Origin of the sequence: Paenirhizobium naphthalenivorans, assembly GCF_007992095.1 — a bacterium.
Taxonomy (GTDB): Bacteria; Pseudomonadota; Alphaproteobacteria; order Rhizobiales; family Rhizobiaceae; genus Allorhizobium; species Allorhizobium naphthalenivorans.
The window spans coordinates 79,859-100,456 of the sequence record NZ_BJZP01000014.1; the positions used below are offsets into that span (position 1 = coordinate 79,859).

General features: G+C 62.1%; 19 protein-coding genes. 11 read left to right on the forward strand and 8 right to left on the reverse strand.

Annotated features, from left to right (window positions below; all coding sequences use genetic code 11):
- Nucleotides 1–96 precede the first annotated feature (96 nt).
- From RNA01_RS14580 to RNA01_RS14610, 7 genes are all read right to left on the reverse strand, one after another.
- On the reverse strand, nt 97–1,008 hold the full coding sequence (locus RNA01_RS14580; RefSeq protein WP_147180947.1) for a hydroxymethylglutaryl-CoA lyase: 912 nt from the start codon (nt 1,006–1,008) through the stop codon (nt 97–99).
- Entirely contained in the window at nt 1,005–2,246 is a 1,242-nt protein-coding gene (locus RNA01_RS14585; protein ID WP_147180948.1) for a CaiB/BaiF CoA transferase family protein, read from the reverse strand. The genes RNA01_RS14580 and RNA01_RS14585 overlap by 4 nt, the downstream gene beginning before the upstream one ends.
- A gap of 90 nt (nt 2,247–2,336) precedes the next feature.
- Complete coding sequence (locus RNA01_RS14590; protein ID WP_147180949.1) at nt 2,337–4,739, reverse strand: thiamine pyrophosphate-binding protein; 2,403 nt, start codon at nt 4,737–4,739, stop codon at nt 2,337–2,339.
- 4 nt (nt 4,740–4,743) lie between these two features.
- Nucleotides 4,744–5,391, reverse strand: a complete 648-nt coding sequence (gene maiA, locus RNA01_RS14595; RefSeq protein ID WP_147180950.1) for a maleylacetoacetate isomerase — start codon at nt 5,389–5,391, stop codon at nt 4,744–4,746.
- Nucleotides 5,392–5,403: 12 nt separating this feature from the next.
- Nucleotides 5,404–6,099, reverse strand: a complete 696-nt coding sequence (locus RNA01_RS14600) for a fumarylacetoacetate hydrolase family protein (protein WP_147180951.1) — start codon at nt 6,097–6,099, stop codon at nt 5,404–5,406.
- A gap of 31 nt (nt 6,100–6,130) precedes the next feature.
- Nucleotides 6,131–8,077 (reverse strand): TRAP transporter permease, encoded by a 1,947-nt coding sequence (locus RNA01_RS14605; protein WP_147180952.1) that lies wholly within the window; start codon nt 8,075–8,077, stop codon nt 6,131–6,133.
- 88 nt (nt 8,078–8,165) lie between these two features.
- Entirely contained in the window at nt 8,166–9,140 is a 975-nt protein-coding gene (locus tag RNA01_RS14610) for a TAXI family TRAP transporter solute-binding subunit (protein ID WP_147180953.1), read from the reverse strand.
- A gap of 212 nt (nt 9,141–9,352) precedes the next feature.
- Here RNA01_RS14610 and RNA01_RS14615 point away from each other — a divergent pair, with 212 nt between their 5' ends.
- The 7 genes from RNA01_RS14615 to RNA01_RS14645 all read left to right on the forward strand — a co-directional run bounded on the left by RNA01_RS14615 (nt 9,353) and on the right by RNA01_RS14645 (nt 16,554).
- Entirely contained in the window at nt 9,353–10,714 is a 1,362-nt protein-coding gene (locus RNA01_RS14615) for an aromatic ring-hydroxylating dioxygenase subunit alpha (protein ID WP_147180954.1), read from the forward strand.
- 86 nt (nt 10,715–10,800) lie between these two features.
- The gene (locus tag RNA01_RS14620) at nt 10,801–11,358 is read left to right on the forward strand and encodes an aromatic-ring-hydroxylating dioxygenase subunit beta (RefSeq protein WP_147180955.1); all 558 of its coding nucleotides are present in this window, start codon (nt 10,801–10,803) and stop codon (nt 11,356–11,358) included.
- Nucleotides 11,359–11,369: 11 nt separating this feature from the next.
- Nucleotides 11,370–11,675, forward strand: a complete 306-nt coding sequence (locus RNA01_RS14625; protein ID WP_147180956.1) for a non-heme iron oxygenase ferredoxin subunit — start codon at nt 11,370–11,372, stop codon at nt 11,673–11,675.
- Between the two features lie 33 nt (nt 11,676–11,708).
- Nucleotides 11,709–12,542 carry a 3-(cis-5,6-dihydroxycyclohexa-1,3-dien-1-yl)propanoate dehydrogenase gene (gene hcaB / locus RNA01_RS14630; RefSeq protein WP_147180957.1) on the forward strand — a complete coding sequence of 278 codons (834 nt, stop codon included), beginning with the start codon at nt 11,709–11,711 and terminating at the stop codon, nt 12,540–12,542.
- Between the two features lie 155 nt (nt 12,543–12,697).
- Nucleotides 12,698–14,149, forward strand: a complete 1,452-nt coding sequence (locus tag RNA01_RS14635; RefSeq protein ID WP_147180958.1) for an aldehyde dehydrogenase — start codon at nt 12,698–12,700, stop codon at nt 14,147–14,149.
- A gap of 188 nt (nt 14,150–14,337) precedes the next feature.
- Nucleotides 14,338–15,582, forward strand: coding sequence for a cytochrome P450 (locus RNA01_RS14640; RefSeq protein ID WP_147180959.1), 1,245 nt, complete (start codon nt 14,338–14,340; stop codon nt 15,580–15,582).
- 42 nt (nt 15,583–15,624) lie between these two features.
- On the forward strand, nt 15,625–16,554 hold the full coding sequence (locus RNA01_RS14645; protein WP_235916645.1) for a fumarylacetoacetate hydrolase family protein: 930 nt from the start codon (nt 15,625–15,627) through the stop codon (nt 16,552–16,554).
- Nucleotides 16,555–16,611: 57 nt separating this feature from the next.
- On the opposite strand, the gene RNA01_RS14650 is transcribed toward RNA01_RS14645, so the two are convergent.
- A complete protein-coding gene (locus RNA01_RS14650; RefSeq protein ID WP_147180960.1) occupies nt 16,612–17,136 on the reverse strand; it encodes a MarR family winged helix-turn-helix transcriptional regulator in 525 nt (174 codons plus the stop codon).
- Nucleotides 17,137–17,488: 352 nt separating this feature from the next.
- Here RNA01_RS14650 and RNA01_RS14655 point away from each other — a divergent pair, with 352 nt between their 5' ends.
- The 4 genes from RNA01_RS14655 (at nt 17,489) to RNA01_RS14670 (ending at nt 20,588) form a co-directional block, all read left to right on the forward strand.
- Entirely contained in the window at nt 17,489–17,812 is a 324-nt protein-coding gene (locus RNA01_RS14655) for a 2Fe-2S iron-sulfur cluster-binding protein (protein ID WP_147180961.1), read from the forward strand.
- 61 nt (nt 17,813–17,873) lie between these two features.
- The gene (gtdA, locus tag RNA01_RS14660) at nt 17,874–18,923 is read left to right on the forward strand and encodes a gentisate 1,2-dioxygenase (protein ID WP_210245761.1); all 1,050 of its coding nucleotides are present in this window, start codon (nt 17,874–17,876) and stop codon (nt 18,921–18,923) included.
- A 70-nt stretch (nt 18,924–18,993) separates the two neighbouring features.
- A complete protein-coding gene (locus RNA01_RS14665; RefSeq protein ID WP_147180963.1) occupies nt 18,994–19,989 on the forward strand; it encodes a dihydrodipicolinate synthase family protein in 996 nt (331 codons plus the stop codon).
- Nucleotides 19,986–20,588, forward strand: coding sequence for a 2-hydroxychromene-2-carboxylate isomerase (locus RNA01_RS14670; RefSeq protein ID WP_147180964.1), 603 nt, complete (start codon nt 19,986–19,988; stop codon nt 20,586–20,588). The genes RNA01_RS14665 and RNA01_RS14670 overlap by 4 nt, the downstream gene beginning before the upstream one ends.
- Nucleotides 20,589–20,598: the final 10 nt, after the last annotated feature.

The following is a 20,598-nucleotide window of genomic DNA, read 5'->3' on the forward strand; positions in this document are numbered from 1 at the left end:
TTCACCGAGTAGAAACAGTTCAGGCTGATTGCCGTGGTGGTTCCACCCTGTTGTCGGGTGGAGCCACCTGGGCTAGACGTTGCTACATCAATCCTTCTATTTGCGCCCGGTTTGTGCGGTGTTTGTCTCTGTGTTAGCGGGAATGTGGCTACAATTCGCGCCCGGCAGCGCGGCAGCGGCAGCCCCAAGCGGCAGTAGGGCTGCGAGGTCCATGCCGGTTTCCACGCCACAGTTCTGGAACAGACGCACGATATCCTCGGTGGCAACGTTGCCGCTGGCGCCCGGCGCATAGGGACAGCCGCCGAGTCCTCCGATCGCCGAGTCGAAGATGCGCACGCCGCGTTCGTAGGCCGCCCGCACATTCATCCAGCCGTGGCCGTAGGTGTCATGTGCATGCATCGCCCAGGTCGAGACCTCGGGAAAGGCTGTCATTACAGAATCGAACAGCGCCGCAACCTGATCCGGCGTGCCGCGGCCGGTGGTGTCGCAGAGGCAAACCTCGGCATCTGGGCGCACCTCGAGCGCGCGGCCCAGAAGGTCGAGCACCGCCGTAGCGGGGGTCATGCCCTCGAACGGGCAATGGAAAGCGGTGGCAAGGTTGAGCCGCATGCGGATCCCCGCCGGCGCCTCGGCCACAAGCCGGGCGTAGTCGGCCAAGGCCTCGTTCGGTCCGACGCGCACGTTCGACCGGCTGTGGCTTTCCGAAACCGAGATGACATAGGACAGGAAACGCGCCCCGGCCTCGATCGCCTTGTGGCCGTAGCGGGCATTGGGGACCAGGACCTGCGGCAGAACGGCGCCCTGCGCCAGAACATTGGCCAGCACCTCGGCCGCATCGGCGAGCTGCGGAATGGCGCGCGGGCTGACGAACGAGGTGATCTCCATTCGCCGCACCCCTGCGGCCGCAAGGCCGCGGATCATGGCGATCTTGGTTTCGGTCGGTATGAAGGGACCAATGTTCTGGAACCCGTCGCGCGGACCGACCTCGACGATCTGGACAGAAGTCATGCAATCACTCCCTTCTTCTGAAGCTGCTCGATCTCGGCCGCGGTGTAGCCGGCGATGTCGGCGAGAACCGCTTCGGTATCCTGTCCGACCTCCGGGCCGGTGCTGCGGATCGTGCCGGGAGAGTCGGGAAAATGCGGCACGATGCCGGGGTGAAGCAGTGTGCCATGGCGCGGATCGCTGACTTCGCGGACCATGCCGCGTGCACGGAACTGCGAATCCCCGGCGATGTCGGCGGCGGAGTAGATCAGGGTCGAGGGGATGTCAGCCCCGGCCAGAACTTCTGCCAGGCGCTTGGCGTCGAAGGTGCAGGACCAGGCGGAGATCGCCGCGTCGATCAATTCGACATGCTCGAGGCGACCGGCATTGTTTTTCAGTGCCGGGTCTGCAGCCAGATCGCCGCGCCCGATCAGTGCCATCAACCGCTGGAACAGCAGATCGGAATTTGCGGCAATGATGACCCAGCGACCATCCTTCGACGGATAGGCATTGGTCGGTGCCGCCGAAGCGATGCGGGCGCCGACGGGCTGGCGGACTAGACCGAGGGCGCCGTATTCCGTAACCACCCCTTCCATGAGCGACAGAACGGCCTCGGTCAGCGCGACGTCGATGGTGCAAATGTCGTCATCGGGCTGGCCCTGCGATGCCAGAGCGCTGCGGCGGACGAGTCCGGCAAGAACCCCGATCACCGCATAGAGACCGGCGATCGAATCGCCGATGCTTATACCGACGCGCGGCGGCGGCAGGTCGGTGGTGCCAGGAGGATGGTCTGTCAGGTGGCGCAGCCCGCCGATCGCTTCGCCGATGACGCCGAAAGCCGCGCGGTCGCGGGCCGGACCTGTCTGCCCGTAGCCGGAGACATGGGCAACGACTAGACCGGGCCGCAGTTCTTGCAACCGCCTACGATCGAAACCGAGCCGCGCCAGACCGCCTGGGCGCTGGTTCTCGATCAGCGCGTCTGACCGGGCAATGATCCTTGCCACGGCCTCGATCCCCTCGGGTTGCTTAAGGTCGACCACCACCGATCGCTTGTTGCGGCCATGAACGCTCCACCACAGCGAGGCGCCGCTGGATTGTGCCCCCCAGCCGCGGACAGGATCGCCCCCGGGTGGCTCGATCTTGATGATCTCGGCCCCGAGATCGCCAAGAATACGGCTGGCAAACGGAGCGGCGATGAAATGGCCGATCTCGACAATGCGGATGCCGGAAAGCGGCGGTGTGGCTTCGTGTCTGGTGGACATCTGTCTTCCTCGCGATTTTCCGGCGGCATAAGTGCCGCTGGAAAAAGGTCCTTGTCTTTCATGGTGGCTCCAGCGCGTGCCGGCCTTCGATCAGCCGAGCGGACGCCCGGCGCTGTGGCGGCCCACCGCCGCGACGATGCCGTCCGCGTCGATGCCGAAGTGCCGGTAGAGATCGGCGATCCTGCCTGTCTGGCCGAAACGCTCGACCCCGAGGGGTGCGGTCCGGTGCCCGCGTACGGCGCCAAGCCATCCCAGGGTCATCGGATGTCCATCGATCACCGTGACGATCAGGCAGTGCGGCGGCAGACCGGCAAGCAGTCGATCGGCCTGCGACACGCCGTCAGGGGCATGACGTGCTGCCGTCCAGCCGGCGTGAAGCCGGTCGGCCGAAGTAACCGCCAGCACGCCCACGTCGCGCCGCGCTCCGGCGATGCGCCCTGCCGCCCGGATTGCCTCGGGCGCGACCACACCCTGGTAGGCGATCACCACCTCGGCATTCGGGCCTGGCTCGCGCAGCCAGTAGGCCCCGTCGATCACTCCCTGCGCGAACCCCGGATTCGGGCGGCGCAAGGGCTGCTCGACTGGCCGGGTGGAGAGCCGAAGATAGACCGACCCGCCAGCGGCATCGGCAAGCCCGGTGCGCGGATCGGGATCCTGTTCGCCGTCGCGCTGGAGATAGTCGAAGGACCAGCCCATGATGATGGCAAGTTCGTCCAGGAAGGCGGGCTCGAATGCGGCGAGACCGTCCTGCGACATGCCGATCAGCGGAGAGCCGATGGACTGGTGTGCGCCGCCTTCGGGGGCAAGCGTTATGCCCGAAGGTGTGCCTACTAACATGAAGCGCGAATCCTGATAACAGGCGTAGTTCAGCGCATCGAGGCCGCGCGCAACGAACGGGTCATAGACCGTGCCGATCGGGATCAGCCGTTCGCCGAACAGGCTGTGCGACAGGCCCGCTGCGCCGAGCAAGAGCATCAGATTCATTTCGGCGATGCCAAGTTCGATGTGCTGTCCCCCGGGCGTGAAGGCCCATTTTTGTGTCGAGGGAATGCGTTCGTCGCGGAACGTGTCGGCCTTGGTGGTCCGCGCGAAAAGTCCGCGCCGATTGACCCAGCCGCCGAGATTGGTCGATACCGTGACATCGGGAGATGTGGTGACGATCCTGTCCGCCAGCGGTCCGCCGAGGCGCGCGATCTCGTCCAAGATCTTGCCGAAGCCAGCCTGGGTCGAGAGGATCCGGTCCGTGGGAGCAATCGTCGCCGGAACCGGAAGTTGCGGCGCGGTAAAGCGGCGTCGCCCCTCGCTGAAGAACGGCACGCGCGACAGGAAGTTGCGAAGTCCGGCCTCGTCGGCGACGGCGGCGAAGGGTTCCCATTCGGCGCCTTCGGGTATCGCCATCGTCTGCTGAAACTGGGCCATCTGCCCGACTGTCATCAACCCGGCGTGATTGTCTTTGTGGCCTGCAAGCGGCGTGCCCCAGCCCTTGACTGTATAGGCTAAGAACACCGTCGGCTGTTCGCCCGTCGTGGCGTCGAAGGCCTCGCACAGGCTGGCAAGGCAATGGCCGCCGAGGTTTTCCATCAGCGCGGCGAGCTCCGCGTCACTGCGCGACTCGATCAGCGCCGAGGCCGGACCCTGGTCGTCGAGATCCTCCATCAGCCGCCGGCGCCATGCGGCCCCGCCCTGGAAGGTCAGCGCCGAATAAAGCGCGTTCGGGCAGGCGTCGATCCAGCCGCGAAGCTTCTCGCCGCCGGGTTCGGCGAAGGCTTCCCGTTGCAGGGCCCCGTATTTCAGCCGCACCACCCGCCAGCCGAAGGCTGCGAAACTCGCCTCGATCCGCGCGAAAAGCCCCTCGCGCACCACGCCATCAAGGCTCTGACGGTTGTAGTCGATCACCCACCAGACGTTGCGCAGATCATGCTTCCAGCCTTCCTGCAGCGCCTCGTAGATATTGCCCTCGTCCAGTTCCGCATCACCGATCAACGCCACCATGCGGCCCAGCGGAGCGGCCCGGCCATGGCCCTGAAGATAGTCCTGCACCAGGCTGGCAAAGATCGGCATGGCGGCCCCGAGCCCGACCGAGCCGGTCGAGAAATCCACGTCGTCCATATCCTTGGTCCGCGAGGGATAGCTTTGCACCCCGCCATATCCACGGAAGTTCTCCAGCCTGTCGCGGGTCTGGTTGCCCATAAGATACTGGATCGCGTGGAAGACCGGTCCGGCATGCGGCTTCACCGCCACCCGGTCCCCGGGACGCAGGGCATGGAAATAGAGCGCGGTCAGGATCGCGGCCATCGATGCCGACGACGCCTGGTGCCCCCCAACCTTAACGTCTCGCTCGTCCTTTTTGCGCAGGTGATTGGCATGGTGGATCGTCCAGCAGGAGAGCCAAAGAAGTCGCTGGTGCAATGTTTCCAGATGCGAAAGATCCCCGGCGCGCTGCAGCAGGCCGGCAGCAGGAGAGGTCGAAGTCACTTCGGGTGCTATGGTCATGAGGTCACACTGCATCGGGTTGGTTCATCGGCGCGGCATCGCGGAAGGCAGGCAGGGCATCGAGAGCGTCGAAGATCCGCTTGATCGTGGGCCAGCGGTTGGTATCAATCGCAAAGCGCCGGTTGTTCCAGACCTGGGCGTAGAGGCAGCAGTCGGCAAGACCGGGCCTGTCGCCATGGCAATATGTGCCGGTGTGGCAGTCCTGCGCCAGCATGATTTCGAGCGGATCGAACGTGGTCTCGACCCAGTGGACGAACCAAAGCTTCTGCGCGGCTTCGTCGGCGCCGAACTGTTCGGCTAGTCGGTTGAGCACCCGCAGGTTGTTGAGCGGATGGATTTCGCATGCGATCATGTAAGAAAGCGCCCGCACCCTGGCCCGTCCAGCGGCATCTTTCGGAAGGAGCGATGGCCCGGCATGGGTTTCGTCAAGCCATTCGATGATCGCCAGGGATTGCACGAGCGCCGTTCCATCCTCGAGTTCCAGCACCGGCACGAGACCGGCGGGATTCATTGCCAGATAGCGGGGTGCCCGCGTTTCGCCCTTGCGGAGCGCATAGGCAACATACTCGGTCGCAAGCCCTTTTAGGTTCAGCGCGGCCCGCAGGCGCGTCGAGGTGGAGGACCGGAAGAAGTTGTGCAGGCGCATGGTCATCTCAGTTGCTCCTCATGCCCGTGGCCCGATCGTCGTGACAATCTGGCCGAGACCGTCGATCGAGACCACGCAGACATCGCCGACCTGCATTGCTCCCACGCCTGCGGGCGTGCCGGTCATCACCAGGTCGCCTGGGCGGATTTCCATCGAGTGCGACAGGATCGACACGATCTCGGGCACCGACCAAATCAGGTCCGCAAGATCCGCGTGCTGCCTCACGGTGCCGTTGATCGTCAGTCTGATCGCGCCGTGGTCGGGATGGCCGACTTCCGCAACCGGGTAGATCGGGCCGATCACGGCAGAACGGTCAAAGGCCTTGCCCCAGTCCCAGGGCCGACCCGTCTCGCGCGCGGCAAGTTGCAGGTCGCGCCGCGTCAGGTCGTTCCCGACAGCATATCCGAAGATATGATCCAGCGCCCGATCCTCGGGAATGTCAGAGCCAGCATTGCCGATGGCAACCACCAGTTCCGCTTCATAGTGGAAGTTCTTCGTTTCGGGCGGATAGGCGACGGTCTGCCCGTCCTCGACGATGGCATCCGCCGGCTTGGTGAAGAAGAAGGGCGGATCGCGATCCGGGTCTTTGCCCATCTCGCGCGCGTGTTCTGCATAGTTGCGTCCGACGCAGAAGATGCGCCGCACGGGAAAACGTGCGTTGGTTCCGGCGACCGGCAAGCTGGGAATGGGCAGCGGTGGGAAGCAGTAGTTCATCGGTGGTCTCACCTTTTCACAGGGTTGCATCTCAAGATTCATGCTCGGGGCGAGCCGACTGTGGCGATGTGGCGGACATCCTGCGCAGGAGCCATAGCACCGCCAGCATCCCCAGCCCGATCCCGTAGGCGGCGGCAACCGGAAGCCCGCCCAGTGGCAGCGGCATCAGCAGCAGCGCGCCGCTCAGCACTAGAAGCATGCGCCGGACGCCTTCGATAGGTCCGCCAAACCAGCCGGCGAGCGCGGCAGATATCGCGTAGACCCCGCTCATCGCCGCACCTGCGGCCGTGACGATCTCCAATGCGCTGCCTTGCATCATAAGCGGTGGTGACACCACGAAAAGGAACGGCACGATATATGCCGTCCAGCCCAGCCGCATCGCCACGAGCGAAGTCTGCATCGGCGGTGCCTTCGCAAGGGCGGCCGCGAAGAAGGCACCGATGGCGATCGGGGGCGTAACCATCGACATCATGCCGAGGTAGAAGATGAAGAAATGGGCTGCGACCGGCGAGACTCCGGCCTCGACAAGCGGCGGGGCAAGCAGAACCGCCAGCAGAAGGTAGACCGCGACCGTCGGCATGCCCATTCCGAGAACCAGGCTGGCGACCGCTGTCAGAACCAGAAGAAGCAGGAGGTTGCCCTGGCCTATCTCTGCCAGCGCGAAGGTGCCGGCAAAGCCCAGGCCGGTGACGTTGAGAACGCCGATGATGAACCCGGCGGCCGCCGAAATCATCAGGATGTCGGTCATCGCGAAGCCGGTCTCCACCAGCGATTGCCAGATCGCGCGCAGAGCGATTCGTTGACCGCCATAGCCGTAGGCCGCGCCGCAGATCATGGCCGCGCCGGTTGCCCAGAGCGCCGCGGTTTCCGGTCGCTGGCCCAGCCAGAACAATGCGACCACCATGACAACGAACGGCAGGATGAAGATGCCTCCGCGGCGCAGCGTTCGACCCGCGGATGGAATCTCGTCATCGAGCAGGGGGGCAATGCCGGACGCGGCTGCCTCGAGATCGACCTGGAAATAGAGCGCCAGATAGTAGAGCGCGGCGGGGATGACGGCGGCAAGCGCGATCTCTGCATACGGAACCTGAAGGAAATCGGCCATCAGGAAGGCGACTGCGCCCATGACCGGAGGAGCGATCTGGCCTCCGGTAGATGCCACGGCTTCCACCGCCGCGGCCATCGTTGGCCGATAGCCCGTCCGGGTCATCAGCCGAATAGTGACGACCCCGGTCGCCACGATGTTGGAGACCACCACCCCGGATATCGTGCCGAACAGGGCGGATGCGAGAATGGAGATCTTGGCCGCCGCGCCCCGGCGACGACCCAGTGCCGCGAGGGAAATGTCATTGAAGAACTCGGCGCCGCCCGCTCGCATGAGGATCTGCCCGAACAGCACGAATGCGACCACGACACTTACGGCCACGTTGAGCGTGAGGCCCAGCATGCCATTGGCGTCGAAGGCGACATAAGTCAGAAGCTGCTCGGGCGCCACATGCCGGGTTTGCAGGGAACCGGGCACCATATGGCCGATCAGCCCGTATCCGGCAATGCCAAGCACCACCAGCACCAGCGCCCAGCCGACGACCCGGCGCAGACCCTCGATCACCAGAAGGAACAGGACTGCGGCGATTGCCACTACGTCGAACGAAGCCGACATAGCCCGACCGATCAGATCGACGTATCGAAAGGAAACGTACAGAGATGTCCCCAATCCAAGCGCGGCCAGCACCCAGTCCAACAGTTGTCCCTGAACCGCCCGCTCGGCGCCGTCGCTGCCGCGGCGCTCGATCAGGAAGACCAGCCCGAGACCGACGCCGAGAGCCGCCGCAAGCACCTGCTCGGTGTAGATGTAAAGGCCGAGACGGCTGGGCATGTCCAGCGCGAAGGCAATGGCGATGAGTGTCAGAGCGACTGCCAGCCCCTGTACGACAACAGGACGGGCAGCCATTGGCCGGAAGCGGTTTGTCTGTGTCATCTCGGAGTTCCCATTGGACGAGTTGTCGCGATGCGGGAGCGCGGCAGGGCGCTGGCCTTTGTCTGTCTCGCCCGCCGCAACTATCCCGTTAGTTTGCCGGCGTCTTGGCCACGCCACGCTCGGCGAAGAATTCCTCGGCACCCGCATGGTATTCCACACCGGGGTAGTCCACATATGCGGTTTCGAGGTTCAGCGCGGCGAGGGGCGGATAGGCCGCCATAATCGCGTCGCGGCTGTCGAACAGCGCGGCCAGAAGCGCCTTGACTCGTTCGTCGGGAACATGCGCGCCGACCACCAGCACATTGTCCCAGGTGAGCATCATGATTGGCTTCTCGACGCCGACCCGAACCGGCGCGGGCGTGACTTCCGTGAAATAGTAGGTCGGCCGATGCTTGCGCACCGCTGCTAAGGCCGCCTCGCCCGAGGCAACTTCCAGGAAGCGGACCCCGCCGACTGAGGCGCCGACTTCGGCCACCTTCGGCCCGCCCACCGCGAAAAAGGCAGCATCCGTCTGCCCCGAAACAAGCGCGTCGGCTCCGCGGATGAGTTCGGGCATCGGCACGCCGACCACTTCGTCATAGCTGATCCCGTCGGCCTCGAGCAGCGCGCTCACCAGTGGGCGGTTGAGCGGAAACGCCTCCCAACCGGAGGGCACACGCATACCCTTGAGGTCGGACACGCGAATCATTTTCGAGTCGGCTCGCACGAAAAGCCCGACCGGGAAGGGATTGATCCGGGCCACGACCCGCAGGTTCGGCATCGGCGCCGAATATTCGCCGGACCCGTCGACTGCGGTGATCACATCGTTGATATCATTCAGCGAATACTCGGCCAGCGCGTCGTTGACGGCCTGCATCATCTGGCTGTTGCCGCCATAGGGCTGAACAACCAGCCTGCCACCGTCGGCCTTGCGGGCCTCGGCGGCGATGACCGACGCCATGGTGTTCCATACAGAACCGGCGGGCGGGGTCGCAATCGCCTCAACCTGCGCAGAAGCATTGCCTGACACCAGACACGCAAAAATTGCGACCGTCGAAAGTCGTGCCGAAAACAGCTTGCTCATTTTCATCCTCCCTTTGTTGTCGATGCGCTGGTCTGGATCTTACCTCCCTGCCAGTCCGGCAAAAGAATGTTATCCAGATTTCAGAAAATTGAAAGCATGCTTTTTTTTATTGCCGAGATTTTCAGAATGCGATAACAAGCTGTGGAGCTTGGGGATCGCGGAGGGGCTGTTTGGTCCCAGGCCAATTTTTGTTCCAACGGGAGGAAGTTCAAATGAATGCCAGTGTGCAGGGCGCTTTGCGCTCATACTCCGACGCCGAAATTCTCGGGATGATTGACGAGAAAGCCGGAGTCTACAATCCGAAGATCTACACGGACGAATCGCTCTACAAGCTTGAACTGGAGCGCATCTTCGCCCGCACCTGGGTCTGCATGGGCCATGAGTCGCAGATTGCCAAGCCGGGTGACTTCATCACGGCCTACATCGGCGAGGATCCTGTCGTCGTGTCGCGGCAGAAGGATGGAAGCATTCGCGTGTTCCTGAACCAGTGTCGGCATCGCGGTATGCGCATCTGCCGCGCCGACTCTGGCAATGCGAAGGCGTTCACCTGCACCTACCATGGCTGGGCCTACAACCAGGGCGGCGAACTTGTCAGTGTCCCGATGGAGCAGGAAGCCTTCGGTGGCTGCCTGAACAAGAAGGAGTGGGGCCCGAAGCAGGCGCGGGTCGACACCTACAAGGGTCTGATCTTCGCGAACTGGGATGCTGAAGCTCCATCGCTTGACGAGTATCTGGGCGAGGCCAAATTCTACATGGACATCATGCTCGACCGCTGCGAGGGCGGCACAGAGGCGGTGCCCGGCATCCAGAAGTGGGTCATCCCCTGCAACTGGAAGTTCGCTGCCGAGCAGTTTGCGTCGGATGCCTACCACGCCGGCACGACCTCACATCTGTCCGGCATCATGGCGGGCGTGCCGGACGACGTGGATCTGTCGCAGGTCGCACCGCCGACCACGGGGCTGAACGTCCACATGTCGAACGGCCACGGCTGCGGCCTGTTCTTGCGCAACCCGATGTTCTACATGACGATCCTCGGGCCGAAAGTGACCGAATACCTGACTGCCGGACCGGCCTATGAGGAAGCGACGCGCCGCCTGGGCAAGTCGCGGACCGATGTACACTTGTGTCACTGCAACATTTTCCCGAATCTGTCGTTCCTGGCAGGAATCAACACGGTCCGCATGTGGCAGCCACGCGGCCCCAACGAGATCGAGGTCTGGACCTTCACCGTGGTGGACAAGACCGCCCCGGCCGAGATCAAGGAAGAATGGAGCCGCAACGTTTCGCGCACCTTCTCGGCAGGTGGCGTGTTCGAGCAGGACGATGGCGAGAACTGGTGCGACATCCAGCAGGTGCTGAAGGGGCACGTCGCCCAGCAGCAGAAGTTCAACATCGAGATGGCCTCTCACACGATTACGACCGAGAATCCCGAGGGCTTTCCTGGGATCAGCTTCGCGTACACCTATGGTGAGGAATCGGCACGCGGAATGTATCGCTACTGGACGCAGATCATGACAGCCCCGGACTGGCCCTCCATCCGCGAGATCAAGCCGCTTCCGGTTGCGGCGGAATAACGCTCCACTGGCGGCGACAGTTCGCTGACTAGTCAGATAGTCAGCCGGAATGCCCGGCAGGCACCATAATGCATTGGGAGGAAACCATGCTCGATACTACCTTCAAAACCGCCTTTGAGCGCAAGCCGAAGACCGTTTCCCTTGAGCTTCAGCACGAGGTCGAACAATTCCTGTACTGGGAGACTAAGCTGCTGACGGATCGCCGTTACGAGGAATGGTTCGGCCTTCTCGCTTCGGATCTGCGCTATTGGATGCCGATACGCTCGACCAGGATCATGCGCGAAGTCGCTCAGGAATACACCGACGAGAACGGCTTCGCCCATTTTGACGACAACTGGCACACGATGAAGGGCCGGATCAAGAAGATCATGTCGGATGTGGGCTGGTCCGAGAACCCGGCCTCGCGTCTGCGGTATCTGGTCGGCAACGTGATGATCGTACCCGAGAGCGACAACGAGCTGAATGTCGTTTCCGCGATGATGATCTACCGCACGCGGCAGGAGCGTCAGCTGGACGTGTTCGCTTGCGAGCGCCACGATGTGCTGCGTCGCGTCGACAGCGAGGCCGGTTTCGAGATTGCGAGCCGTAAGGTTCTGGTGGATCAGAGCACGATCCTGTCGAACAACCTCAGCTTCTTCTTCTGATAGGGGGAAAAATGGCGTGGACAAAAGCTTTCCCTTCGGCAGACCTGCCGGAGGGAGAAATGAAACAATTTGCCGGGGCGGCAGAGCCGATCCTGATCTGCAAGCTGGGCGGCAAGGTGCACGCTGTTCAGGATACCTGCACGCACGACACCTGGTCGCTAGCAGATGGCTTTCTGGAGGACGGGATCGTCGAGTGCAGCCTTCACTTCGCAAAGTTCTGTGTAAGAACTGGTCAAGTTAAGGCGCTTCCTGCCTGTGACGCCCTCAAGGTCTTCCCAGCAAAAATCGAGAACGACTTTATCTACATCGACTGCTGATACAGAATTACGAAAGCAAAGGGAGGAAAAGCAATGCAACTCAAGGATCAAGTCGCGCTCGTGACGGGCGGCGGGTCAGGTCTTGGTCGGGCCATTGTCGAGCGATACGTGGAAGAGGGTGCACACGTCGCAATCTTCGATCGTTCGCACGAACGCATCGAAGAAGTTACGCGGGCGCTTGGCGGCAAGGTCATTGGCATCGCCGGCGACGTGCGCGAGATGGCCGACAACAAGCGGGCAGTGGTTGAATGTGTGAAGGCTTTTGGCAAACTTGATACCCTGGTCGGCAATGCCGGCGTCTGGGACTGGTCGAAATCGCTGGTGTCCACAGCGGACGATGCACTCGTCAGCGCCTTTGACGAGATGTTCGCGATCAACGTCAAAGGTTACGTCCTTGCTGCCAAGGCGGCGTTGCCCGAGCTGTACAAATCCAAGGGGCAGATGATCTTCACCGCCTCGAATGCATCGTTCTATCCTGGTGGCGGCGGCGTTCTCTACACCGCGACGAAACATGCCGTGGTCGGTATGATCAAGCAGATGGCGCACGAGTTCGCGCCTCATGTGCGGGTTAACGGCGTCGCCCCTGGCGGTATCGGCGGCAGCAACCTTGCCGGCATCGGTGCCCTTGGCCAGGCGGGACAGAAGTTCTCGGAGCTGCCGCTGAACGACCTGATGAAGCAGATGCTGCCGCTCGAGCGAGCGTTCCACGCTCGGGAATATGCCGGTGCATATGTGTTCTTCGCAAACCGCAAGGACAACCAGCCGGGAACCGGCGGCGTGCTGAACTTCGATGGCGGTATCGGCATGCGTGGCTTCGCGTCCGCAAACATGGGCGCCGAACTGGTCGAAGCCTTCGGTAACGCCTGAATCGGCCGGGGCAGTTTCGAACTCTGTTACCGGATCGAACCTGCTTCGGGGCTGATATGACCGACTGTCCTAGACCGGACCGAGCCGGTTGATGGCTGTTGCGCCCGGCATGGCTACCGGGTGCGGGCATCGACAAACCAACAGGAGGAAACGCAATGGATACTTTGCTCTATATCGACAACGAGGCGCGCGGCGCGACTGACAACGAAACCTTCGCCCGCCGCTCGCCGGTGACCGGCGAGGTCGTCACCCAGGGGGCCGCGGCGAAGTCGGAGGATGCGCTTGCGGCGATCGATTCGGCGCAGCGCGCATTCGTGACTTGGTCCCAGACCGGTCCGGGCCAGCGTCGCGTGCTGCTGATGCGCGCCGCCGACGAGATCGAGAAGCGCACCGAAGACTTTGTCGTCGCCATGAAGGGCGAGGTTGGCGCCGGCGAGCTCTGGGCGCGCTTCAACGTGATGCTTGCGGCGAACGTGTTCCGCGAAGCCGCAGCAATGACCACGCAGATTCAGGGGCGCACCATTCCCTCGGACAAGCCGGGTACGCTGTCGATGACCGTGCGCCAGCCGGTTGGCGTAATCCTCTCGATCGTGCCGTGGAACGGGCCGATCGTGCTGGCGGCGCGCGCCATCGCCTATCCGCTAATGTGCGGCAACACGGTCGTTTTCCGTGCCTCGGAAACCTCGCCCAAGACGCACGCCCTGGTGGCAGAGGCAGTCTATGCCGCAGAGTTCCCGGCCGGAACGCTGAACTTCGTGACCAACGATCCGAAGGACGCCCCCGAAGTCATCGAGACCATGATCGCCCACCCGGCGGTGCGCCGCGTCAACTTCACCGGCTCGACCAACGTCGGCCGGATCATAGGCGAGAAATGCGGCCGCCATCTCAAGCGGTGCATCCTGGAGCTTGGCGACAAGTCGCCGATGGTCGTGCTGCGCGATGCCGACATCGACGGCGCAGTGAACGCGACGATTTTCGGAGCCTTTCTCTACCAGGGACAGATCTGCATGTCGACCGAGCGGGTCATCGTCGAGGAGCCGATCGCCGACGCCTTCGTAGAGAAGCTTGCGGCACGCGCTGCCCAGCTTCAGGCCGGCGACCCGCGCACCCAGGCCGCCTGCGCACTTGGCCCGGTCGTGAGCCAGGGTGCCGCAGACCGGCTAAACGCACTTCTTGACGACGCAGTCGCCAAGGGGGCGGAGCTCAGGTCCGGCGGTCACGCCGACCACACGCTGATGTCGGCGACCGTGCTTGACGGTGTCACCTCAAAGATGCGCATCTATTCGGAAGAAGCCTTCGGCCCCATCCTGCAAGTGATCCGGGTGAAGGACGCAGACGAGGCGGTGCACGTTGCCAACGACACGGAATATGGTCTCTCGTCCGCCGTGTTCGGTACCGACATGACCCGTGCGCTCGATGTGGCGATGCGCATCCAGACCGGTTCTGTCCACATTAACGGCGCCACCGTCGCCAACGAGGCGCAGGCTCCTTATGGTGGGACCAAGGCAAGTGGGTGGGGTCGTTTCGACAGCCAGGCTGTGATCGAGGAATTCACGGAGCTGAAGTGGCTGACGATCGAACAGCCAACCCAGCAGTATCCGCTGTAACCGGCGGCCAGAGGGAATGATCGGGTCTGGCCCGCGGTTTAAACCATGGGCCAGACCATCAAAGACGCCGGCACTGCTTGAACGCGCCACGTATGCCAGGACATCATCAGCCCGAAGGAAACCGTGGCGAAGATGATGACGAGCCCACAATCTCTACCGTTGTCGAAGCGCAACATCAGGAGGAATAGATGACCGTGAACACCGCAGTTGACGAGGCCCTGTCCGACAAGGCTCGCGCCTTCAACCTCTTCAACCCTCCTGAGGACTATTTCGACAACCCGAGCCCATTCTTCCGGCTTCTCCGAGACGGTGATCCGGTACACACACAGGAAGACGGCAGCGTTCTTCTCACACGCTATGACGACGTGCGTCAGATCTGGCGGGATGTGAGTGGCCTCGTCAATAAAAGGGAACAATTCTGCAAGCGTTTTGGTGAAGGACCTTTGCTGGAACACCACACCTCGACCATGCTTTTCCGTGACAATCCAGATCATGACCGTCTGCGCAACATCGTCAACCCGTTCTTCTCGCAGAACTCAATCCAGATGCTTTCCAGATTCACCCAGGAAGTGGTGGATCGCGAGATCGAGAAGGTCAAGAAGATGGGCGAGTTCGACTTCGTCCGCGACTTTGCCTTCCGAATTCCGGTGGCGCTGATCTGCAAGATCATCGGCGTTCCCGTCGCGGATGCGGATCATATCCAAGCCATTGGTCGCAAGGTCCTGTTTCCACTGAATCCAAAGGTATCAGAAACAGCTATTGCGGAAGGGCACGACGCCGTCACCGAATTCAAGAACTACCTGCGCCCGTTCTTGGACGAGATCAAGTCGCGGCCGACGATCGACCCGACCGAGAGCATCCTCTGCGCGATGGCCGCAGCCCAGCGTGAGGGTGTCGAGGTCAGCGACGACGAGATCCTGCACATGTGTATCGTGACGCTGAACGGCGGCCATGAGACCACGACGAACCTCATCTCGCAGTCGATCCACTTTCTGATGGACGATACGGAAAGCCTGTCGCAACTGCGGGGCGGCGAGGTACCGATCGCGCCCGCGCTCGAGGAGCTGATCCGTTTCATCACGCCCTTGCAGCTTCAGGGTCGGCGCACGACGCAGGAGGTGGTTCTTGAAAGCGGCAACGGGACCCTCCCCGCCGGAACCGAGGTCGTCCTGTGCCAGGCTTCGGCCAACCGAGACGAACGGATCTTCGGCGACCCCGACAAGCTGAACCTCTCCCGCCGGCCGAACAACCATGTCGGCTTCGGTGCCGGAATCCACGTCTGTCTGGGGCGGCCGCTGGCGCGGCTCGAAGCCTCGATCGCAATTCCCACTGTGCTCCGGGAACTGCCGACGCTGACGCGGAACGGCAAGGTGCGCTTCCAGCACAACACGCGGTTCCGGGGTTTGGAACTGTTTCCTGTAAAGCTCGCCTAAGCCGGCGGGCAAGCGGACGGGAAAAGGATGAGGGGTCCGGCCATGCCGATGTGGCGGCCGGAGCATGAGAAGCCATCGCAAGTGATGTTGGGATCACGGATCGGGAAAACCAGGATGAAGATTTGCCGTTTTAACAAGAGCCGCGTCGGGCTTGTCGAAGGAGACGAGGTCATTGATGTGACCGACGCGCTGGATCTGCTGCCGCAAGTGCGCTACCCGCTGCCGCGGCACGACCCGATGATTGCGCTTCTCGACCGGCTGATGCCCGCATTTGCGGCTGCGTCGCGCAACGGTGAGCGCAGGAAGATCACTGAAGTCTCCCTCGAGTCTCCGGTGGCGAACCCCGGCAAGCTGGTGGCGGCGCCGGTCAATTACGTCAAGCACCTAGAGGAAGCGCGCGAACAGAAGGAACTTCACCAGAACAATGCCGCCCAGATCCGCGTCATTCACGAGACGGGACTTTTCCTCAAGGCCACGAGCAGCCTGATCGGGCCTTCGGACCCTGTAACGCTGCGCTTCCCCGATCGTCGCTCTGACCACGAGATCGAACTTGCGGTGATCATTGGCCGCCGGGCTGATCGCGTGGCGGCAAAGGACGCGCTTGAACATGTCGCGGGCTACGCGATCGGCCTGGATATGACGGTTCGGGGGGCCGAGGAGCGCAGCATGCGCAAGTCGGTTGACAGCTATTCGGTGTTGGGCCCATGGCTGGTTACTGCTGACGAGATCCCCGATCCGTCCCAGCTGGACTTCGAACTCCAGGTCGATGGCGTCACCCGGCAGAAGGCCAATACGCGAGATCTGGTGCTGAGCGTGCCGGAGCTGATTGAGATGGCCAGCCGTTTCTACACGCTCGAGGTCGGCGATGTCATCTTCACCGGCACGCCCGAGGGTGTCGGGCAAGTCCTGCCAGGAAACAGGCTTCACGCTTGGATAGATAAGATCGGTTCCATGGAGGTTCAGATCAACTGACTTTTTGGGCGGCCGACCATAGACCTGCGGTGCGGCCGCCGACCTCCTGACAGCAATTCAATCGCTTTCAGGACCAAGCGTTTCAGGGATAGATGGACGCGTTTGTTTGCCGGACTTTTGAACATAATTGGCCAACTGCATCACAAACTGCTGTTTTTCTTGCGGATCGAGCTGTTGCAAAATCAGTGACCGTAACCGTTCGATTCGTCCTTCACCTTTGGTTACCAAGGCCTCCCCGGTAGGGGTCAGTTCAAGCACTTTCTGTCTGCCATCGGTTTCACTTTGCGTGATGAGCAGCAGTCCACGCTTTTCCAGCGCAGTAGCTGTCCTGCCGCAGCTGGCCTTGTCCACTACGGCATGACGGGCAAGTTCAGTCACAGACAGGCCGGGAAAATTCCGCAACGTGGCGATCATTATCCACATCACGGGCGACAGGTTCAGACCAGCCATGGCTTCATCGAAACAATACAGAAAGATCTGGTAGGTGCGCCGAATCAGATGCGCAGGATGATCAATCAGTATCTTTTGGCGTTTCCTGACCTCCAGGGTTCCCTGTGGGTATAGCATAGCCTGGTCTTTCATCCTTCAAAGTCCTCTTTTGGCTTGGCCGACCGGCACCGGCAGACACCAGCGAATATCGATACGATGTACGTAAGTATGCTTTCAAACTTTGGTCAGCGCAATGACCGACAGCTTGTAATCCTGCCACGCGCAAGCCTCACGTATGGCTGACCGAACAGTCCGCAATCAGCTTGACGCGCCACGAGAAGAGATGCTAGAAGATAGTATGCATGCTTGATAAGTGGATTGACCGGTGGTATTGGCAGCAACTTAAAAAGCAGAAGTGACCTGGGCGGCGGAGGAGCCTGAGCGCCAGGTGTGCAAGTCTTACGACGACTTCAGTCGAAGCGAGTTCGGTGGGAGAGGAGTCCTGATGGTTATCAATCTTGTTTTTGTCGATGCGTCCGGCGAGCGACGCGAGGTTTCGTCGGTTGAGGGGCGGTCCCTGATGGAGGCTGCGTCTCTGTCTGGTATTCCGGGGATCGACGCCGATTGTGGCGGGGCATGCGCCTGCGCCACTTGCCAGGTCTATGTAGATGCCGACTGGCTGTCTCGTCTTCCGCCCATCGGCGAATCGGAATCCAATATGCTGGAATTCGCGGCCAACCGTCATGAGAGCAGCCGCTTGGCCTGTCAGATCAAATTAACGCCGGAACTGGATGGTCTCACCGTGACCACTCCCGAGTTCCAATTCTAACAAATCGGAATGCACGCCCGCCTGATTGCAGGGCACATAGTGGAGGACACCAATGTCGCTGATCGAGAAGCCGGCTGAATCGCCGGAACGGAAGAGGTTCTACGACAAGATCAACAACTCTTCATATACCGCGCTCTGGACGGTGCTTTCTGACATCATTACGCCAGAACCTCGCAGCGCCTGCATGTCGCATCTGTGGCATTTCGATGAGGCGAAGTCCTATTTGCTCGAAGCTGGCGGGCTTATCACAGCCGAGGAGGCGGAGCGGCGCGTTCTCGTGCTGGAAAATCCCGGCCTGCGCGGGCAATCCCGAATCACGACTTCGCTATATGCCGGCCTCCAGGTCGTCATGCCGGGCGAGGTCGCCCCGGCCCACCGCCACAGCCAGTCGGCGCTGCGCTTCGTGATGGATGGCGCGGGCGCCCAGACCTCGGTCGATGGTGAGCGCACGATCATGCAGTTCGGCGATTTCGTGATCACCCCCCCGGGCGCATGGCACGACCACGGTAACGAGTCGGGTGAGCCGATGATCTGGCTCGACGGGCTGGATATCCCGATAGTCTCGGTCTTCGACGCTTCCTTTGCCGAAGAGCATCACGACGATCGGCAGCCGATCACCCGCCAGACGGAGGACAGCAGCTGGCGTTTTGGCGCAAACATGCTGCCGGTCGATTATGAACGGACGCGGCTTGCCTCGCCGATCTTCAATTATCCGTATGAGCGTTCGCGCGAGGCGCTGGCTCATCTGGAAAAGCAGGGAGAGATCGATCCCTGCCACGGCATCAAGATGCGCTACATCAATCCGGTGGATGGCGGCTGGGCGATGCCGACGATCTCGCCCTGTCTTCAGCTTCTGCCGAAGGGGTTCAAGACTCATCGGTACCGTTCGACCGATGCCACCGTGTTCGTCGTAACCGAAGGCACGGGGCGCAGCATCATTGCCGGCAAGACCTATGAATGGGGGCCGAAGGACGTCTTTGTGGTGCCAAGCTGGAAGACCGTTACGCATGAGGCCGATGGCGACGCGGTGCTGTTCTCATACTCCGATCGCGTTTGCCAGGAAAAGCTTGGACTCTGGCGGGAAGACCGCGGCAACGCGATACCGCTCTGAGAAGCAAGCCTGCCGCTGACTGCGACCGCAGTCGGTGCAACCTATGCGCCCTTGCAAAGGAAGACCCTTGATGAAACGCGAATTGCTTACTGTGGATGACGTTACCGGTTGTTGGGCGATCATGCCCACACCGTCGAAGCCAGGTGCATCCGATCCGAACGCCGTCGACACCGTCGACCTAGACGAAGCCGCGCGCGCTGCGGAGGCATTGGTCGCGGCGGGCGTCGACGGCATCCTGTCGCTTGGCACGCTGGGCGAGGCCGCAACCACGACTTGGGAAGAGAAAGAAGCATTCATGCGCACTCTGGTCGAGACGGTGCGCGGCCGTATTCCGGTCTTCGGTGGCACGACCGCCCTTAACACGCGGGACACGATCCGCATGACCCGCGCAGCACGCGAGATCGGTGTCGATGGCGTCATGCTGGGCCTGCCCATGTGGGTCCAGCCCGATGTGTCGACCGCGGTGCAGTTCTTCCGCGATGTGGCGGCGGCCTGCCCGGATGTGGCGATCTGCGCCTATGCCAACCCGGAGGCATTCAAGTTCGAGTTTCCCCGTGCTTTCTGGGCGCAGATCTCCGAGATCCCGCAGGTCGTCTCGGCCAAGTACATCAATACGGCCGCGCTTTATGCCGACCTGAACCTGACCAAGCGCAGGATAAGGCTGATGCCGCTTGACGTTGATTACTATGCCGCCGCACGACTCGACCCCGAGGCGTGCACGGCATTCTGGACCAGTGGTGCGGTCTGCGGTCCGGCCCCTGCGATTCAGCTGCGCGACCTAGTGGCCAAGGCCCGGAAAACCGGCGACTGGACTAGCGCGAAGGCGCTGACCGACCGGATCGGCATGACCTATCGCACGCTGTTCCCGAACGGCTCGTTCAAGGACTTCTCAGTTTACAACATCGGCATCGAAAAGGCGCGGATGGATGCGGCCGGCTGGATGACGGCCGGGCCCTGCCGCGCGCCCTATTCCCTGGTCCCCGAAGCCTATCTTGAGGGTGCGCGTGAATCTGGTCGACAATGGGCGAAACTAGCCGCCGAACTTGCGGCCGAGGGAGCGAAATGACCGCTCGCGCGCTGGATTTCTATTTCGACTTCATGAGCCCCTTTGCTTATCTGGCCTTCCAGAAAGTGCCGGGACTCTGCCGGAAATACGGGCTGGAGTTTCGTCCGCACGTGGCGAACCTTCCCCGGCTGAAACTCTTGGCCGGCAACACCGGGCCGGCCAATGTCAGCATTCCGCTGAAGATCCGCTACCTGCGCAAGGACCTTGATCGCTGGGCCACCCTTTATGATGTGCCTCTGGTCTTTCCTAAATCGCTGGCGTCCGAGACCCTGAACAAGGCGTTCCTCTTTGCGGCAGACCACGACGCAGCAGAGGCCTTCATAAAGGCTGCTTGGGCGCGCGTGTGGGGCGAGGGCGCCGACCCGGCCGACGCGGCGCTTCTGGCCGAGCTTGCTCGGCAGTTCGGATGGAGCGCCGAGGCCTTGGCGGCCTGGGTGGCATCCTCGGAAGCGGCAGACCGCTACGAGGCCGGAACGCAGGCCGCGCACGAAGCGGGTGTTTTCGGCATGCCCACGATGATCGTGGGGGATGAAATGTGGTGGGGCAACGATCGCCTTACCTTCATGGAAAAAGCGCTCCAGACGGGGCTTCAAACTTAACCGGATCTGT

Bases quoted from the DNA above. Each gene is read 5' to 3' on its own strand.
- RNA01_RS14580 (WP_147180947.1), bottom strand. From the start codon at position 1,008: ATGACTTCTGTCCAGATCGTCGAGGTCGGTCCGCGCGACGGGTTCCAG.
- RNA01_RS14585 (WP_147180948.1), bottom strand. From the start codon at position 2,246: ATGTCCACCAGACACGAAGCCACACCGCCGCTTTCCGGCATCCGCATT.
- RNA01_RS14590 (WP_147180949.1), bottom strand. From the start codon at position 4,739: ATGACCATAGCACCCGAAGTGACTTCGACCTCTCCTGCTGCCGGCCTG.
- maiA (WP_147180950.1), bottom strand. From the start codon at position 5,391: ATGACCATGCGCCTGCACAACTTCTTCCGGTCCTCCACCTCGACGCGC.
- RNA01_RS14600 (WP_147180951.1), bottom strand. From the start codon at position 6,099: ATGAACTACTGCTTCCCACCGCTGCCCATTCCCAGCTTGCCGGTCGCC.
- RNA01_RS14605 (WP_147180952.1), bottom strand. From the start codon at position 8,077: ATGACACAGACAAACCGCTTCCGGCCAATGGCTGCCCGTCCTGTTGTC.
- RNA01_RS14610 (WP_147180953.1), bottom strand. From the start codon at position 9,140: ATGAGCAAGCTGTTTTCGGCACGACTTTCGACGGTCGCAATTTTTGCG.
- RNA01_RS14615 (WP_147180954.1), top strand. From the start codon at position 9,353: ATGAATGCCAGTGTGCAGGGCGCTTTGCGCTCATACTCCGACGCCGAA.
- RNA01_RS14620 (WP_147180955.1), top strand. From the start codon at position 10,801: ATGCTCGATACTACCTTCAAAACCGCCTTTGAGCGCAAGCCGAAGACC.
- RNA01_RS14625 (WP_147180956.1), top strand. From the start codon at position 11,370: ATGGCGTGGACAAAAGCTTTCCCTTCGGCAGACCTGCCGGAGGGAGAA.
- hcaB (WP_147180957.1), top strand. From the start codon at position 11,709: ATGCAACTCAAGGATCAAGTCGCGCTCGTGACGGGCGGCGGGTCAGGT.
- RNA01_RS14635 (WP_147180958.1), top strand. From the start codon at position 12,698: ATGGATACTTTGCTCTATATCGACAACGAGGCGCGCGGCGCGACTGAC.
- RNA01_RS14640 (WP_147180959.1), top strand. From the start codon at position 14,338: ATGACCGTGAACACCGCAGTTGACGAGGCCCTGTCCGACAAGGCTCGC.
- RNA01_RS14645 (WP_235916645.1), top strand. From the start codon at position 15,625: ATGCCGATGTGGCGGCCGGAGCATGAGAAGCCATCGCAAGTGATGTTG.
- RNA01_RS14650 (WP_147180960.1), bottom strand. From the start codon at position 17,136: ATGAAAGACCAGGCTATGCTATACCCACAGGGAACCCTGGAGGTCAGG.
- RNA01_RS14655 (WP_147180961.1), top strand. From the start codon at position 17,489: ATGGTTATCAATCTTGTTTTTGTCGATGCGTCCGGCGAGCGACGCGAG.
- RNA01_RS14665 (WP_147180963.1), top strand. From the start codon at position 18,994: ATGAAACGCGAATTGCTTACTGTGGATGACGTTACCGGTTGTTGGGCG.
- RNA01_RS14670 (WP_147180964.1), top strand. From the start codon at position 19,986: ATGACCGCTCGCGCGCTGGATTTCTATTTCGACTTCATGAGCCCCTTT.